Annotated in this window: 4 protein-coding genes; all 4 read left to right on the top strand. The window is 64.1% G+C overall.

Annotated features, from left to right (window positions below; genetic code table 11):
- Nucleotides 1-49: 49 nt before the first annotated feature.
- Genes ACIPY9_RS08915 through ACIPY9_RS08900 form a run of 4 tightly spaced genes read left to right on the top strand, consistent with a single transcriptional unit; the run spans nt 50 to nt 18,072 of the window.
- Nucleotides 50-6,223, top strand: coding sequence for an amino acid adenylation domain-containing protein (locus ACIPY9_RS08915; RefSeq protein WP_400699576.1), 6,174 nt, complete (start codon nt 50-52; stop codon nt 6,221-6,223).
- Nucleotides 6,220-7,446 (top strand): MFS transporter, encoded by a 1,227-nt coding sequence (locus tag ACIPY9_RS08910; protein ID WP_400699574.1) that lies wholly within the window; start codon nt 6,220-6,222, stop codon nt 7,444-7,446. The genes ACIPY9_RS08915 and ACIPY9_RS08910 overlap by 4 nt, the downstream gene beginning before the upstream one ends.
- Complete coding sequence (locus ACIPY9_RS08905) at nt 7,433-16,993, top strand: polyketide synthase (protein ID WP_400699571.1); 9,561 nt, start codon at nt 7,433-7,435, stop codon at nt 16,991-16,993. The genes ACIPY9_RS08910 and ACIPY9_RS08905 overlap by 14 nt, the downstream gene beginning before the upstream one ends.
- On the top strand, nt 16,990-18,072 hold the full coding sequence (locus ACIPY9_RS08900; RefSeq protein WP_400699568.1) for a Gfo/Idh/MocA family oxidoreductase: 1,083 nt from the start codon (nt 16,990-16,992) through the stop codon (nt 18,070-18,072). Before ACIPY9_RS08905 ends, ACIPY9_RS08900 begins: the two co-directional genes overlap by 4 nt.
- Nucleotides 18,073-18,075 lie beyond the last annotated feature (3 nt).

The following is an 18,075-nucleotide window of genomic DNA, read 5'->3' as shown; positions in this document are numbered from 1 at the left end:
CCGCGCCGCACCTACACGGCACGAGTACTTGTCTGGATGGAGTCTTACCATGTACACATCGACCAGAAAAGCCTCGACTACGCACGCTACAGCGCTTGAAGACTTCAACCCGCAAACACTGGTTGACGAAATCGCCAAGCAACTCCGCCTGCCCGTCGACCAGCTACCAGGCGATGCCAATCTTCTGCGGCTGGGCCTCGATTCCATGCACCTCATGGCCTGGCTCAATCGCTTTCGGCGCCTGGGCTTCAAGGTGACCCTGAGCGATCTTTACGATCATCCGACACTGGAAGGCTGGCAAGCCCTGCTGAACAAGGCCAGAGCGAAGACCGTGGCCCGGCAGGCCTCCACACCTCTGCCCTGCATGACCGATGCCCAGCCCTTCCCGCTGACACCCGTGCAACATGCCTATCTGGTCGGACGTTCCAGCGAACAGCCTCTGGGCGGTGTCGGCTGCCACCTGTATCAGGAATTCGATGGCCACGGTCTGAGCGCTCACGTGCTGGAGGCAGCGATCTACCAACTGATCGAACGCCATCCAATGCTCAAGACCCGTTTTCTGGCCAACGGCCGCCAGCAGTGGCAGCCGCAGTCCGCATGGCCGGGCCTGAAAGTGCATGACCTTCGCCAGCACGACGAAGCCACTCGCCAGCACACCCTGCTGCAACTGCGCGAACAACTGGGCCATCGCCGCCTGCAGGTCGAACTGGGCGAAACCTTCGACTTCCAGCTGTGCCTGCTGCCCGAAGGCCGTCACCGGTTGCTGGTCAATATCGACCTGCTGGTCTGCGATGCCGCCAGTTTCAACCAGGTGTTCGAGGAGCTGATTGCCCTGATCACCGATCAGCCGCTGCCCGCTCCGTCCACCGATTACGACTTTTGCAGTTACCTCACTCAGGTCCAGCGTAACGATCAGGCCCGAATCGAACAGGCCAAGGCCTGGTGGATGGCGCGTCTGGACGACTTGCCGCAGGCACCGATACTGCCGCTGGCCCAGGAACCCGAGCGCATCGAGCAAGTGCGCATCAGCCGTCGCCGCGGGCAGCTGGACGCCGGGCAATGGCAGATTTTCAAGGAAAACGCCGGTACCCATGGCGTGACCCCGACCATGGCCCTGGCCACGCTGTTCAGTGCCGTGCTGGGCCGCTGGAGCGGACAGCAGAACCTGCTGCTGAACCTGACCCTGTTCGACCGCCAGCCCCTGCACCCGGCCGTGACCGGCATGATTGCCGACTTCACCAATATCCTGCCATTGCCTGTGGTCTGCGACGGCCAGTCTTTTGCCGAACTGGCGCTGGCCAACCAGCGTTCTTTCGCGGAAGTTCATGAGCACAGCGCCTGGTCTGGCGTTGAAGTCATGCGCGAACTCAAGAAGCGCCAGCGTCATCCTCACGGTGCTCCTCTGGTGTTCACCAGCAACCTGGGACGCCCGCTGTATGGCGAAGCCGAAGAAAGCACGCTGGGCGAACTGGGCTGGGGCATTTCCCAGACCCCGCAAGTGTGGATCGACCACCTGGCGTTCGAGCACCGTGGCCAGATCATGCTGCAATGGGACAGCAACAATGACCTGTTCCCCAAAGGCCTGACCGACACCCTGTTCGAGGTGTATTTCGAGCAGGTGCTGGCCTTGATTGCCGACCCGTCCGGCTGGTCCCGCCCGCTGCCCGAGCTGATGCCCGCCAGCCAGCGTGAAGTACGTCAACGGGTGAATGCCACCACCCAACCCTTGCCGACAGGCCTGCTGCATGAGGCCCTGTTCGCCCAGGCGGAACGCACGCCTCAGGCCATCGCCCTGATCCAGGGTGAGCGTCAACTGAACTTTGCCCAAATGATCGATCAGGCCAATCGCCTGGCGGGCAGCCTGCAAGCCAGGGGCGTGAAAGCCGGAGATACGGTCGCAGTCAGCCTGTTCAAGGACATCGGCCAGATCATCTCCGTGCTGGGCATCCTCAAGGCCGGGGCCATTTATGTCCCGGTGCCGCCGGATCAGCCTCTGGCCCGACGCCTGGGGATCTACAAGGGTGCCGGGGTCAAATGCGTCCTGACCAGTGCCGACGAACCCCGCGAAAGCGAAATCGACAACCGCCTGGACTGGCAGCAGGCAATCCTCGGTGAGCCGCTGCTCGAGCAAGTCGCCGTCGATGTGCATCAACCGGCCTACATCATCTACACCTCAGGCTCCACTGGCGAACCCAAGGGCGTGGTCATCAGCCATCAGAGCGCGCTGAACACCTGTGTGGACATCAACCAGCGTCATCAGGTCGGTGCAAACGACCGGGTGCTGGCCCTCTCGGCCCTGCATTTCGACCTGTCGGTCTACGACATCTTCGGGGTGCTGGCGGCCGGTGGCTCCATCGTGCTGGTCAACGAACAACAGCGTCGCGACCCTGCACTGTGGTGCGACCTGATCGTGGAGCATGGCATTACCCTGTGGAACAGCGTGCCTGCACTGTTCGACATGCTGCTGACCTACAGCGAAGGTTTCGAGCTGAACAGCCCCGCGCACCTGCGGGTGGTGATGCTGTCCGGCGACTGGATCGGCCTGGACCTGCCCGACCGCTATCACCAGTACCGTGCCGACGGCCAGTTCGTGGCCATGGGCGGCGCGACGGAAGCGGCCATCTGGTCCAACACCTGCACCGTGGCCCGTGTCGAACCGGAGTGGCGCTCGATTCCTTACGGTCAGCCGCTCACCAACCAGAGCTACCGCGTGGTGGATGACCTGGGCCGCGATTGCCCGGACTGGGTCGCGGGCGAATTGTGGATCGGTGGCGTCGGCGTCGCCCAGGGCTACTTCAACGACCTCGAGCGCAGTGCCCGTCAGTTCGTCGAAGTGGATGGCGCACGCTGGTATCGCACCGGCGACATGGGCTGTTACTGGCCCGACGGCACTCTGGAGTTTCTGGGACGTCGCGACAAACAGGTCAAGGTCGGTGGCTATCGCATCGAACTGGGCGAGATCGACGCGGCCTTCAACCGTCTGGAAGGCGTCAAGAGCGCCATCAGCATGGCGCTGGGCGAGCGGGAAAAGAGTCTGGTGGCCTTTGTCGTGCCACAAGGCGCAAGCCTGTGCAGCCCGGTCGAAGCCGATCCGCGCACACCGGCCGACTATGCCGACTGGCTGACATCGATCTCCGGCATGACGGATCTGTCTGCCGCACAGAACACCCTGCTGGCCGACTTCCTGATCCAGCATCTGGCGCTCAACGGTCTGGACTTCAACACCCCTGCCCACCTCGACGCCGCACTGCACGCCTATGGCGCTCAGGCACAATGGCAACCGCTGATGGGCCGCTGGCTGGAATGGCTGGGCACTCAAGGCCGCCTGTGCCGTAACGCCGATGGACAATGGTTGCGGGTACAGGGTGCCGAATCGAACAGCCTGAGCGTTGACAGCGAATCGACCTACGCCCTCAAGGAAGCACTGAACGCTCACCATGACGCGCTCAGCGATATCCTGCGCGGTCAACGCAATGCCCGGACCCTGCTCGACCATCCGTACTGGTCGCCCGAACACCTGTTGATGCAAAGCCAGGGCAGTTGCGAAGCCCTTGAGCAACTGGCAGCGGCCATCGCTCGTCTGAGCCAGCGCCTGCAACGCCCGGTGCGCCTGATCGAAGCCGGTGCCCGCAGCGCGCTGGGCGGCGCTCACCTGCTGGAGCGACTGAGCGCCACGCAAGTGCAATATACGGCGGTCGATGCGTCCCAGGCCCTGGTGCTCAAGGCCCGGGAACGTCTGGCGCGTTTCCCCCATGCCAAGGCCTGTCGCGACACCGACGCCGAACTCCAGGCATTGCGCCACAGCGCCGATGTACTGCTGATCAACAATCAACTGCACCGCATCGAGCAGCCGGAACTGACGCTGCAACGCTGGCTGAAACTCTGCGCACCGGGTGCAGCCGTCTGTGTGCTGGAACTGGCCCAGGCCTCACCGCTGGCGCTGGTCAGTGCCGACCTGCTCAACGAGGGCCGGGGTGCCGAACAGCAACTTCGCGACACGGCCCATTGGCAGAACCTGTTGGTACAGGCCGGGCTGCACAAGGGCCAGAGCGATCGCCTGGGCGATCTCCAGCGTCTGATCCTGCGCGGCAGCGACACCGTGCAGAAACCCGACCCTGTGCGTCTTGCCAGGGCGCTGGCAGACGAGCTGCCGAGCTACATGGTGCCGCAGCGCCTGTATTTCCTCGACGCCCTGCCCCTGACCGCCAACGGCAAGATCGACCACAAAGCCCTGTCACAACTGTGCAAGCCTGGCGTCGAAACCCTCGACGACACACAGGCACCGGGCACCGACAGCGAGCAATTGCTGGCCAGGCTCTGGGAAGAATTGCTCCAGACCGGCCCGGTACATTGCCACAGTCAGTTCTTCCAGCTCGGCGGCGACTCGTTGCTGGCCACCCGCTTGATCGGTGAACTGAGCAAACAGGGTTATCGTGCCCGCCTCGATGACCTGTTCAATTTCCCCGGCCTGCAGGCCTTTGCCGCCACACTGGTTGCCGATGACAGCTCATCGACGACCACGCTGGAACATGACCCTGCCACCCGCTATCAGCCCTTCGCCCTGAGCGATGTGCAGGAAGCCTATCTGGTGGGTCGCCAGTCCGGTTTCGTGCTGGGTGGCGTGGGTGCGCATTTCTTTGTCGAGTTCAACGTCGAACACCTGGACATCCCGCGTTTCGAGTCGGTCTGGCAACGCCTGATCGACCGTCACGACACGCTGCGCGCCGTGGTCCGGAACGGCCAGTTGCAAGTGCTGGAGCAGGTTCCGGCCTTTGTGCCGCAACGCCATCGCGTCAGCGCACTGGATGCGCCAGAAACACTGGCCCTGCGTGATCGCCTGTCCCATCAGGTGCTGAACCCGGAGCAATGGCCGCTGTTCGATGTGCAGATCGCGGAAGATGGCAGCTCCCGGAGCCGCATCTTCGTCAGCCTGGACAACCTGCTGCTCGATGGCATGAGCATGCAGATCCTGCTGGCCGAGCTGGAAGTGCTGTATCAGCAACCCGACCGGGAACTGGAAGCCATCGATATCGGTTTCCGGGATTACCAGCGCCTGCGTGCCGCACAACCCGAGGCCATCAATGCCAAGGCCTATTGGCAGCGTCGTCTGGACAGTCTGCCGTCCGCGCCACGCCTGCCGTTGATGCGGGACCCGAGCGAAGTCGGTACGCCACGCTTCGTGCGTCTGGCTGAGCGGATTCCGGCGGACACCTGGGATCGTCTAAAAGCCCAGGCGCATCAGCACCAGCTGACCCCTTCGGGCCTGCTGCTCAGTGCCTTCGCCGCCGTGCTCTCGGCCTGGAGCAGCGAACGGGAACTGACCCTGAACCTGACCCTGTTCGATCGTCAGCCTCTGCACCCGCACATCGACCGGGTTCTGGGGGACTTCACCTCCCTGCTGTTGCTGGCCTGGCAACCTACCGGCCAATGGCTGGGCAGTGCACAGCGCCTGCAACAACGACTCTGGCGTGACCTGGCCCAACGCGATCACTCGGCAATCCGGGTCATGCGCGAGCTGGCCAGACGCAACGGCATGGCCGCCGCGCAAATGCCGGTGGTGTTCACCAGCGCCCTGGGCTTCGACAAGGGCCGCTTCATGGCCGAGTCGTCCTGGCTCAAGCCAGTCTGGGGTATCTCCCAGACACCGCAGATCTGGCTGGACCATCAGGTCTACGAGTCCGAAGGCGACCTGTGCCTGAACTGGGATGCCGTCGAAGCCCTGTTCGAGCCAGCAATGCTGCGTGCCATGTTCGAGCAGTACATCGACCTGCTGCGTCAGTTGGCCGACCAGCCCCAGGCCTGGACCGCTCCGCTGGACCACCTAGTGGCCCGCCAGCATGCCAGCGCCTTGCCGACGAATCAGCCTCGCCTGCAACCGGCCCCGGCAACGGTCGATACCGCCGGCCAGGCCGATGAGCAGATCGTGGAGCAGATCCGTCAGGCCTTCAACGATGTCATCGGGCTGAAACTGCACGACTGTCGGCAGAACTTCTTCGATGCCGGTGCCAGCTCGCTGAAACTGGTGCAACTGCATATCCGGCTGACCCAGATGGGCTATCCGCAACTGCTGGTCACTGACCTGTTCGGCTACCCCAATGCCCATGCGCTGGCCCAGCACCTGAGCCAGAAGCCTGAGTTCACAGAGGATCAGGAAGACGCACGTCGCGCCCAGTTGAACCAGCGAAACGCCAGGCGGATGCGCCGTATCGGGAGCGTTTCATGAGTCGCTACCTGCCCTATTGGTGTTACTACCTGCATCAAGGCATGCTCACGGCCTTGATGCTACAAGGGGTGGTTGGCTACTTCCGCCATCACGGCCTGGACCTGGCCAGCCTCAGCCTGCTGTCGCTGACCTTCCTGCCCTGGGTCGGCAAGTTCCTCTGGGCACCCTGGTGCGAACGCCACAGCATCACCTTGCGCGGCAATCGCTACCTGGGCAGCCTGGTGCTCCTGCAACTGTGCATGGCCACAAGCCTGCTGGCGCTGGGTTTCCTGGCGCCGGAACACTCGATCTACCCGATCATGGCAGGCCTGATGCTGCTGGCATTGCTGTCGGCCAGTCACGACATCTACGCCGATGGCATCACCATCACCACCTGCGATGCGGCCAGTCGTCCGTACGCCAACACCGCTCAGGTGGGGGGCAGTTATCTGGGCGTGGTGTTCGGCTCGTTCGTGTTTCTGTTCCTGGCCGAACGCTGGGGCTGGCAGGCTGGCTTTACCGCCATGGCCGCGATTTCATTGCTGCTGTTGCTGCCGGTGGGCCTGCTGCCGGCCAGCACGGCCAGCGATGAACGAGCCATTCAACCCAGACTGAACCTCAGCAGCTTCACCGCCCTGTGGCCTGCCCTCTGCCTGACCGCCATCTACTACCTGGCGATGCGCGGCCTGATGGCGATCCAGACTGTCCTGCTGCTGGATCAAGGGCTGGGACTTGAGGATCTGGGCCTTGTCTCGACACTGTACGGCACCCTCGCCAGCGCCCTGGGCGTGCTCATCGGCGGCTGGATGGCCAAACGTTTCGGGGCCTGGCGCTGCCTGCTGCCGTCCATGGCCATACACGCCGCGATTGCCGTGTCGGCGGCACTCGGGGCCAGGCTCTACGACCTCACGACCTGGCTGGCGCTTTTCGCGCTGGTCAACGTCGCGGCGGCCATCAGCTTCGTCACGCTCTACAACCTGTTGATGGGGGTCGTACGCCCGTATCAACCGGCCTCGGACTATGCCCTGCTGCAATCGGTGGATGCCGCCATTGCCATGCTCGGCTCGATGGCCGCCCTGCAAGTCGCCCATTACCTGGGCTATCCATCGCTGCTCGCGATCCTGGCGGCCATTGCCTGCCTTTGCCTGTGGCCTGCGCTGCGACTGCGTCGCCGCCTTGAACGAACCCATTCCGCTTCTACGTCTACCACTCCTGCCCAAGAGGTCATTCATGCACACCTTTGAAGAGTTCTACGGCACCAGTGAGCCCATTGCCGTCATTGGTCTGGCCTGCCGCTTTCCCGGTGCCCGTGACAGTGCCGAGTACTGGCAGAACCTGCTGTCCGGTCGCGAATGCAGCCGCCGTTTCAGCCGTGAAGAACTGTTGGCCGCCGGGTTGGACCCGGCCCTGATCGACAACCCCGACTTCGTCAATGTCGCCTCGACCATCGACGATCCCGACCGCTTCGATGCCGCGCTGTTCGGCTACTCGCGTCAGGAAGCCGAGTCCATCGATCCGCAACAGCGACTGTTCCTGCAAACCGTCTGGCATGCCCTGGAGCATGCCGGATTCGCGCCGCGGGACGTTCCCCATAAAACCGCCGTCTTCGCTTCCGGGCGCATGAGCACCTATCCGGGCCGCGACAATATCCGCGTCACCGAAGTGGCACAGGTCAAAGGGCTGCAAGCCCTGATGGGCAACGACAAGGACTACCTGGCCAGTCGCGCCGCCTACAAACTCAACCTGCGTGGCCCGGCCATGACCGTGCAGACCGCCTGTTCCAGCTCGCTGGTCGCCGTGCACATGGCCTGTGAAAGCCTGCGCAGCGGTGAATGCTCCATGGCCGTGGCGGGCGGGGTCGCCGTGTCGTTCCCTCAGCAGGCCGGTTATCTCTATCAGCCGGGCATGATCTTCTCGCCGGACGGTCGCTGCCGCCCGTTCGATGCCAATGCTCAGGGCACCTTTGCCGGCAATGGCGTGGGAGCCGTGACACTGCGCCGCCTGGAAGACGCCTTGCGCGATGGCGATCCGGTTCTGGCCGTGTTGCGTGGCAGTGCCATCAACAACGATGGCCATCACAAGGTCGGCTACACCGCACCGTCGGTGGTCGGACAGCGTGAAGTCATCAACGATGCCCTGCTATTGGCCGATATCGAATCCGCCAGCATCGGCATGATCGAAGCCCACGGCACCGGCACGCCTCTGGGCGACCCCATCGAAGTCCAGGCGCTGCGCGATGTGTTCGCCCAACGCAGCGATATCGGCGGCTGCGCGCTGGGTTCGGTCAAGGGCAACCTCGGGCATCTGGACACCGCTGCCGGGATCGCCAGCCTGATCAAGACAGTGCTTGCCGTCAGCCACGGGCGCATTCCACCGAGCATCAACTTCGAGCAGGCCAACCCGGCACTCCAGCTGGAAAACAGCCCGTTCCGGGTGCCGACCCAGCCTCGGGACTGGCCGGCAGGTCCGCGTCGCGCCGGTGTCTCTTCATTCGGCATCGGCGGCACCAACTGCCACGTGATCGTCGAAGCCATGCCCGACAGCCTGCGCCCCGCGCCGCAGAAGCCGGAGGCCAGCGCCCTGCTGCTCAGCGCCGCCAGCCAGACCTCGCTGCGGCAACTGGCAGGTCGCTATGCCCAGCAACTGGCCAGCAGTGACGCTCCGGCCAATCTGGCGCATACCGCGCTGCATGGCCGCCAGCTCGACCTGCCTTATCGTCTGGCCGTGCCGCTGCATGATGAAACCGCCCCGGCACTTGAAGCCTTTGCCCAGGGCAACAGCGATGCCCTGTTGCATGACGGCCAGGCCCGACAGGCCGCGCAGCTCTGGCTGTGCAGCGGTCAGGGCAGCCAATGGGCCGGCATGGGCAAAAGCCTCTACGGCCAGGCCAAAGCCTTCACCGAAAGCCTGGATCGCAGCTTCGCCGCCTGCGCCGCGCACCTTCAGCCGTCGCTGCAATCGGTGATGTTCGGTGAACATGAAGCGCTGATCGACCGCATGGATTATGCGCAACCGGCCATCGTGGCCTTTGAAGTGGCCATGGCCGCCCACTGGCGCGAACAAGGCCTGACCCCGGACCTGCTGATCGGTCACTCGGTCGGTGAGTTCGCCGCCGTGGTCATTGCCGGTATCTACCGTCTGGAAGACGTGCTGCCGCTGGTCATTACCCGTGGACGCCTGATGAACCAGAGCGCCGCCGAGGGTGCGATGCTGGCGGTGTTCTGCAATGCCGCAACCCTGGAACCCCTGGCTCGCCAGCATGGCGTCGAGATTGCCGTGCACAACGCCGAGCAGCATCTGGTGGCTTCCGGCAATCGCGCCGGCATCGAAGCCCTGGCGCAAACGCTGCACGACCAACAGATCCGCCATAACCGCCTGAGCGTGGCCGGTGCCGCACATTCGCAACTGCTCGACCCGATCCTCGACGAGTTCCAGCAAGCCTGTGCCCGTCTGCAAGCCAACCCCGGAAAGATACCGCTGATCTCGACCCTGACCGGCCAGCCTCTGACCCAGGCCGAACTGGGCAGCAGCGACTACTGGCGCCGACACATGCGCGAACCGGTGCGTTTCCACCAGGCTTTGCAGCATGCCTTGCAAGGCGGCGTCGGCATCAGTCTGGAACTGGGCCCCGATGCCCCCTTGACCGGAGTCGGCTCCCGCCTTGAACAGCCGGACGTTCACTGGATCGCCAGCGCCCGACGCCACAAGCCTGCACAAACCGTGCTGCACGACAGCCTGCTGCGCCTGTTCGCCGCCGGTGCCAACCTGCCATGGCGCGAATTGCTGCCTACCCGCGGGCAACGCATTCAGGCACCGCTCTATGCGTTCGATGAGCAGCGCTACTGGTGCGAGTCCGCCCGTCAGGCCGTCGTGTCTCAACAACGGGACCTGCTGCTGGAAGCCGGCCGCAAGACCGTCATCGAAGAAGGTGCGAACCTGGACCTGCCGCGTCTGGAGCGCCTCTACACCTGCGTCACAAAACTGCACGCGATCTATGTCGATCAGATGGTCCGCCAGTGCATCGGCGAACGCATCGACAGCGGTGTTCCGGCGCTGGATATCCTGCGTGGCGGGCGTTTGCTGCCACGTCATCGGCAATTGCTGGTGCGCTTGCTCAACGCCTGCGTAGAAGATGGCTATTACGCGCAGGAACAAGGCCGCTATCGCACCGCCATGACCGTACCTTACGAGCAACGCGCTGCCCTGCTCAAGGAATTGCGTGACTGCTGCGAAGGGCTGGACGTGATCGCCGAAACCGTCGAGCGTGCAGGCGAACAACTCTTCGCCATGATGAACGGCTCCGTCGAACCGGTGGCCGTGATCTTCCCGGAAAGCGCCTCCAGCGGCGTGGAAGTGCTGTATCAGCAGTTCAGTTTCGGTCGTTACTTCAACCAGATCGCAGCCGGGGTCATCACCGGGCTGGTCAACCAGCACCAACAGAATGGCGGCGGGCCGCTGCGCATTCTGGAAGTCGGTGGCGGTACGGGTGGCACCACCGCCTGGCTGTTGCCCGAACTCAGGGATGTGGCGGACGTCCGTTACTGCTTCACCGACATTTCCGCCCTGTTCAGCCGTCGTGCCGAAGACAAGTTCAGCGAATACGACTTTGTCGACTACGCCCAGTTCGACCTGCAGAAACCGGCCAGCGAACAAGGCTTCCAGACCGGTCACTATGACCTGATCGTCGCCGCCAACGTGATCCACGCGACACAGCACGTAGGCCAGACCCTGCAAAACCTGCGTCCGCTGCTCAAACCCGGCGGCGGCCTGTTGATGCGCGAAATCACCCGTCCGATGCGCCTCTTCGACTTCGTGTTCGGCCCGCTGGTCTTGCCGCTGCATGACGAACAGGCACGCGGTGGCGAGCTGTTCCTGTCCACCGAACACTGGCAGCAACAGTGCCGGGAAAGCGGCTTCGAGCGCCTGGACTGGCTGCCGGACGATGGCAGCGCCACGGCCAACATCAGCGAACATATTCTGCTCGCCCGCACCCAGGCCACGAACATCGTCGCCAGCCCGGCCAGTGCCGGTCATGACAGTGGCAGTGCCGTGCTGGGTCGCCAATTGAGCGAAAGCCTTTATCAACCCGACTGGCGCGATTGTGCCGGGCAACCGCAACGCTGGCAGGCCCGCCTCAAGGACGCCTGCAACGAACTGGCTGCACGCCATGGCGATGCGCATCAGGTGCCGGTGTTCGATCAAGCAGCAATCCCCGAGCGTCTGGACGGCCTGTCGCTGGAATGGTGCGCCAGCCCGTTCGGCGTCGCTCGCGTGCTACTCAAGCAACGCCATGACGACGGACACTGGCAACTGCTGGCCAGTGCCGATAACCAGCCGGTTTCCCGCTCTTCGCTGCCAGCGCTCAAGGCGGCTCCGGGCACCCATTACGCCTGGCAGTGGCGAGTGCTGGAAGCGCAGAACGCTGCTGTCCCGGCGCTGCGTATCGAGCCCGCCAGTGCACGGCCTGCACTGGCGGCCGCCGGTATTACCCACGACCCGGATGCCCAGGCTTGTCTGCTGATCGTGGACAGCGGCGAGTTGCAGGCCATCACGACCGGTGTGCTTGACGCCCTGACCCACACGACCGATCAGCCTTTGTTGGTGGTCACTCGCAACGCCTGGACACCGACCGGCGACAACGCCGTAACCCCTGAACAGCGTGCGATCTGGGGCCTGCTGCGTGTTGCCAGTGCCGAACAGCCGGACCGTGCCCTGGCGGGTATCGATCTGGATGGCCGTGACGATTGGCAAGCACTGTTGTTGGGGTTGAAAGCGGTATTCGCGGATAAATCCGCTCCCACAGACACCACACTCCCCGTGGGAACGAATTCATTCGCGAACAGCTCTTTCGGCGAACGCTGGATCGCCGTCCGCAACGGTCAGGTCCACGCCCAGACCCTGGCCGTGCAAACGCACCCTGCCGCCAAACTTCCCGCACACAGCCTCAAGGGCAATGGCTGGCACCTGGTGACCGGCGCCTTCGGTGGCCTGGGCCGCCTGAGTGTCGAGTGGCTGGCTCATCAGGGTGCCCGGCGCATTGCCTTGCTCGCCCCTCGCTGCTCTGAAGAGGCAGGGCAATGGTTCGCCCGGCTGCAACAGGAGCACGCATGCGAAGTGCGCTGGCTCGAATGCGATGTCAGCGATCCGGCGGCACTGGGCATGTGCCTGGAAGACCTGCAGCTCGACGGCGGCCTGAACGGTGCGATTCATAGCGCCGGGCTGCTGGACGACACGCCATTGGCCAACCTCGACAGCGCACGCATGCAGCCTCTGTTGCAAGTCAAATGCTCGGCGGCCTATCAGCTTCAGAACGCCCTGGCCGATCAGGGACGCTATCTGCTGCTCTACTCTTCGGCTGCCGCCAGCCTCGGTGCATCGGGCCAGGGTGCCCATGCACTGGCCAGCGCCTACCTGGACGGTCTGGCCGAAGCCAACCCGAAAGCCAGCCTGCGCACACTCAGCATTGCCTGGGGTGCCTGGGGCGAAATCGGCCGCGCCGCCGAAGACAACCTGCACGCCAGACTGGCTCAGGGCGGCATGGGCACACTGGAAACCGGCGAAGGGCTCTGGCATCTGGAACAGGCCATCATGCGCGGCGCGCCATGGCACCTGGCAATGCGCGCAGATCATGAGCGCATCGACCCGCGCCGTCGCCTGTTCGCTCAACAGGCCGAACAGCCCGCCGTTCAACCGCAAGGCAAAAATGCCCGGCAGACCGATGCCATTCCGGCACCGATCCTGACCGGCGAGGCCCAGGCCGACCGTCAGGCGCTGAGCCAGTGGCTGAGCGCTTCGATCTGTCGCCAACTGCGCCTGAGCTCGGCACCCGCCGACCATCAGGACCTGATGCAACTGGGCCTGGATTCGTTGCTGTTCCTGGAACTGAGCAGCAACATCCAGCGCCAGCTGGGCATTCGTCTGGACGCCGAGCAGGCCTATCGCGACCTCAGCATCCGTGGCCTGAGCGCCCTGCTGCTGGCCGATGCCGGAAAAGCCCCGGTCGCGTCGAATGACCATCAGATCGTGCCCGACCCGGCGTCCCGCTTCGAGCCGTTCCCGTTGACGCCGATCCAGCACGCCTACTGGCTGGGACGTACCGACCTGATCGACTACGGCGGCGTGGCCTGTCATGTGCTGTTCGAGTGGGACAAGGCTTATGCCGATTTCGACCTGACCCGTTTCGAGCGCGCCTGGAATGCCTTGATCGCACGCCATGACATGCTGCGCATGGTGGTCGACAGCGACGGTCGGCAGCGCATCCTCGAGCAGACGCCCTGGTACGCCCTGCCGCGCAATGACCTGCGCGACCTGCCCCACGAACAGCAGCAACAGCGCTTGCTGGGCATTCGCGAAGAAATGTCCTATCGCGTGCTCCCGGCCGATCGCTGGCCGCTGTTCGAGGTCACGGTCAGTGAACTGGACAACGGCCATTGCCGCCTGCACATGAACCTCGACCTGCTGCTGTTCGACGTGCAGAGCTTCAAGGTGATGATGGACGACCTGGCCACCGCCTACGCCGGTCAGGACCTTGCGCCGCTGCAACTGACCTTCCGCGACTACGTGCTGACCGACCTGGCTCAGCGCGACAGCCTGCAATGGCGTCAGTCCTGGCGCTACTGGCAGGACACGCTGGAACACTTGCCTGCCGCTCCGCAATTGCCGATGGCCGCCAACCCGCAACAGGGCCAGCCACGCTTCCGGACGTTGCAGACCACGCTGGGTGCCGAGCACTGGAGCCGCTTCAAGGCGCAGTGCCAGCAACTGGGCGTGACCCCTTCGGCGGCCCTGCTGGCGCTGTTTGCCCAGACGCTGGAAAGCGTCAGCCGTACACCGGACTTCACTCTCAACCTGACGTACTTCAACCGTCGTCCGCTGCACCCGCAGGTCCAGCAACTGATCGGGGACTTCACCTCGGTGCTGTTGATCGACTTCCAGCTGGGACGAGGCGACAGCCTGCGTCAGATCATGGAGACCACCCAGTCCCGCCTCTGGCAGCGCCTGGCCCACACCGGCGTCAACGGTGTGGAACTGATGCGTGAACTCGGACGCCGTCAGGGCCAGAGCCGCCAACCGGCCATGCCCGTGGTGTTCACCAGCATGCTGGGCATGTCCCTGGACGGCAAAGCCATCGATCAGGCCATGACCTCGACCCTGGGCGATCCGGTGCATGTGTTCACCCAGACCCCGCAGGTCTGGCTCGACCATCAGGTCATGGAGATCGACGGCGAGCTGGTGTTCAGTTGGTACTGCATGGAAGACGTGCTGGCCGACGGCCTCATCGACAGCCTCTTCCAGACCTATGGCGAATTGTTGCAGACCCTGGCCACGCAACCGCAAGGCTTCGATGAGCAACCGGCTCTGCCGCGTCACGACTGGTCGGTCAATCTGGACGGCGAGCGCTTCGATCCGCAGGCACTGGAAGCGCAATTGCGCCGCACGTCCGGCGTGCAGACGGCAAGAGTCAGCATCGACACCGATGGCCGCACGCTGTTGGGTGAACTGGTGGCCAGAGAACCGGCCGCCTGCGATGACAGCATCCTCGCCCCGTTGCCTCTGCCAGCGAGCGAGTTGCCGAGCCTGAGCGACGCCCAGCGTCAGGAAGTGGAACTGAGCTGGCAGGCGCTCGAAAACCGTGCCCGCCAGGGCATCGTGGCAACCTTGCGCAAGCACGGGCTGTTCAGTGAAGCGGGTCAGAGCCATGACCTGCCACAGGTCATGACCCGCCTGGGAGCCTTGCCGCAATTCACCGGACTGCTGCGCCAATGGCTGAACATGCTGTGTCAGCAAGGCTGGGTGAAACAGGACGGCCAGCGCTATATCAGCGTACAGCCGTTGCCGGAAAACCTGCCCGTGTCGGACACCCTGCCCGATGCCGAGTGGAGTCAGACACTGGCGGCCTACCTGGACACCTGCATCGGCTTGCACGGTGAGCTGCTGCGTGGCGAACGTTCGGCGCTGGGCCTGTTGTTCGGTGGCAATGATGCAGTGGTGCGGGCGTTCTACAGCGCCAACCCGGTCTTGCAGTGCCTGAACCGTACTGTCGCACAGGCTGCCAAGGCCCTGGCCGGCCAACGCCGCGACCTGCGTGTGCTGGAAGTCGGTGCCGGAACCGGTGCCACCACCGAGCACCTGCTGCCGGCACTGGAAAGCCATCTGAGCGAATACCGTTTCACGGACATTTCCAGCCTGTTCCTGGAGCAGGCCCGGGAGCGTTTCGCCGCCTGGCCGCAACTGAACTGCTCGATGCTGGACCTGAACCAGCCGGTGGACTTCCGTCAGCACCCGGAACAGGGCTATGACCTGATCGTCGCCGTCAATGTGCTGCACGACGTCACCCATGTGCCGCGCTCGCTCAAGCGTCTGCATCACCTGCTGCGCAGCGGCGGCCACCTGATGGTGGTGGAAGCCACCGAGCGCGACAGTGCCTTGCAACTGGCGAGCATCGGTTTCATCGAAAACCTCAGTGATTTCGAGGATGCCCGCGGCGATGACGACAAGGCCATGCTGGACCTGCCCCGCTGGCGCGCAGCCGTACAGGCTTCGGGCTTCAGCTGGGTGATGAACTGGCCGGAACAGGCACAGGACAGCATGCGTCAGCACTTCATGCTGGCCCGTGCCGAAGGCAATACCCATCTGGATCTGCACGCCATGCAGGCGGGGATTGAACAGCCGACGTACTGGCCGCTGGCCCTGCGTCAGGTCGAACACTTCGATGCGCTACCCAACGGCCAGCGTGCCGAAGACAAGGGCGCGGAAGCCAGGCCCGCAGCCGTCGTGGACCCGGTCGTCCTGGCTGCCGTTTCCGGACTGTGGCAGGAACTGCTCGGGCAGACGCTGGACGCCGGAAGCGACTTCTTCCTCAGTGGCGGTGACAGCCTGATCGCGACCCGCATGATTGCGCGCCTCAACCGCATGGGATACCCCGGCAGCAGCCTGCGCAACCTGTTCGACAACCCGCGGCTGGGCGACTTCTGTGCCACGCTGAAAGCCGTCGAATCCCGTACCGACGACAATCCGCTGGCATTGGCGCGAGGCCGCAACAAACTGCCGATGTTCGTGTTCCACGCCTCCGATGGCGAGATAGGGTCTTACCTGTCGCTGGCTCAGGCTCTGGATCTGCACGTGTTCGGCCTTCAGGCTGCCGATGCCCTGGCCAGCCAGTCCCTGCAGGAACTGGCCGCGCACTATGTACGCGCCATCCGCCGCCAGCAGGCCAGCGGGCCGTATGTGCTGCTGGGCTGGTCCTACGGCACCTTCGTGGCCGAAGCCGCTGCTCATCTGTTGCAGGCCGACGGGCAACAGGTACGCCTGATCCTGCTCGACCCGGTCTGCCGTCAGGACTTCCATGTCGAGAACCGTTCGGGCCTGTTGCGCCTGATGGCTCAGGGCGCGAAGACCATCGAACTGCCCGATGACCTGGAACAGCTCTCACCGGCCCGGCAACTGAACGTGTTCATGCGCAATGCCACCCAGGCGGGCGTGCTGAAAAACGCACCGGAACCGGAGCAGGCCCAGCAATGGCTGCAACGCATCGAGCACTTGATGAAGCTGCTCGCCCGTCACACACGCCCGCAAAGCCTGAACGCCCCCTGCCTGTGGCTGACCGCCGAAGGGCGTCCGCAACACTGGCAACCCGCCGAACAGGACTGGCAAGCCTGGGCCACCCAGGCCCGACGCGAATCCGTGGCCTGCGATCACTGGCAATTGCTGCTTGATCCGGCACAGGTCCAGCGCACCGCTGCCTCCATCAACGCCTGGCTGGTCGCCACTCAAGAGGAACATCAACGATGAGCACACCTTTGAAAGTCCTGATTGTCGGGGCCAAGTTCGGCGAGCTGTACCTCAACAGTTTTCTGGACGAACAACCCGGCCTGCAACTGGCGGGCCTGCTGGCCAATGGCAGCACCCGCGCCAGAACCCTGGCCAATGCCTTCGGTATCCCGCTGTACACCGACATCGACCAACTGCCGGAGGACCTGGACATTGCCTGTGTGGTGGTGCGCTCGGCCATCGTCGGTGGCGTAGGCGGTCAACTGACGGGAAACCTGCTGCGCCGGGGCCTGCACGTCATTCAGGAACACCCGGTTCATCCGGATGAAATCGCCCGCCATCAGCAACTGGCGGCCGGGCTTGGCCGTCACTACATCGTCAACAGTTTCTACCCGCACACCGAAGCGGGTCGCTGCTGGACCCGTTCCGCCCAACGGGTCAGCCAGTTGCTGGACGGCCAGAAACCGCAACTGGCGCAACTGACCACCAGCCGCCAGTTGCTTTACTCGAGCCTGGATCTGCTGCTGCAAGCCATGGGTTGCGAACTGGCCGAACAGGTCAGCGTGAGCCTGGTGGATCGCGATGCGGACTTCCACACCCTGTCGCTCAACCTGCCCGACAGCCGTGTACTGCTGCGTCTGCAAAGCTGGATGAACCCGGACGACCCCGACCTGCACAGCCTGGTCATGCACCAGCTGAATCTGGCCTGGAGCAGCGGTTACCTGTCGCTGGACGCCAGCTATGGCCCGGTCAATTGGACCCCGGCGTTGCACACGGACAGCCACGGCGACGACCGTCAGACCCTTTACGCCAGCACCGCACACTACCTTGAGCGAGCCACCGCATTGCCGCTGCACCCGGCAGCCATTCACTGGCGCAGTGCCCATGAAATCGAAGGGCCAGCGGGCGTCGGCTGGCTGCTGCAACGCATGGCTGCCCATATCCGGGGCGAACCTGTCGAGGCGGGCCTGAGCGACCGTTACCAACTGGCACTGGCCAGGCTCTGGCAGGAAACCCTGCGTTGCGCAGGGCCTGCCGAACAACGCTCGGTCACACCGCCACGCCTCATCGATATCGAACAACTGCGGGCGGAGGTCTGAGTC

The organism is Pseudomonas sp. NPDC089734 (genome assembly GCF_044748865.1).
Classification (GTDB): domain Bacteria; phylum Pseudomonadota; class Gammaproteobacteria; order Pseudomonadales; family Pseudomonadaceae; genus Aquipseudomonas.
Note: the sequence above shows the minus strand (reverse complement) of the source record. Positions and strands in the feature narration are given on the sequence as shown.

Bases quoted from the DNA above. Each gene is read 5' to 3' on its own strand.
- ACIPY9_RS08915 (WP_400699576.1), top strand. From the start codon at position 50: ATGTACACATCGACCAGAAAAGCCTCGACTACGCACGCTACAGCGCTT.
- ACIPY9_RS08910 (WP_400699574.1), top strand. From the start codon at position 6,220: ATGAGTCGCTACCTGCCCTATTGGTGTTACTACCTGCATCAAGGCATG.
- ACIPY9_RS08905 (WP_400699571.1), top strand. From the start codon at position 7,433: ATGCACACCTTTGAAGAGTTCTACGGCACCAGTGAGCCCATTGCCGTC.
- ACIPY9_RS08900 (WP_400699568.1), top strand. From the start codon at position 16,990: ATGAGCACACCTTTGAAAGTCCTGATTGTCGGGGCCAAGTTCGGCGAG.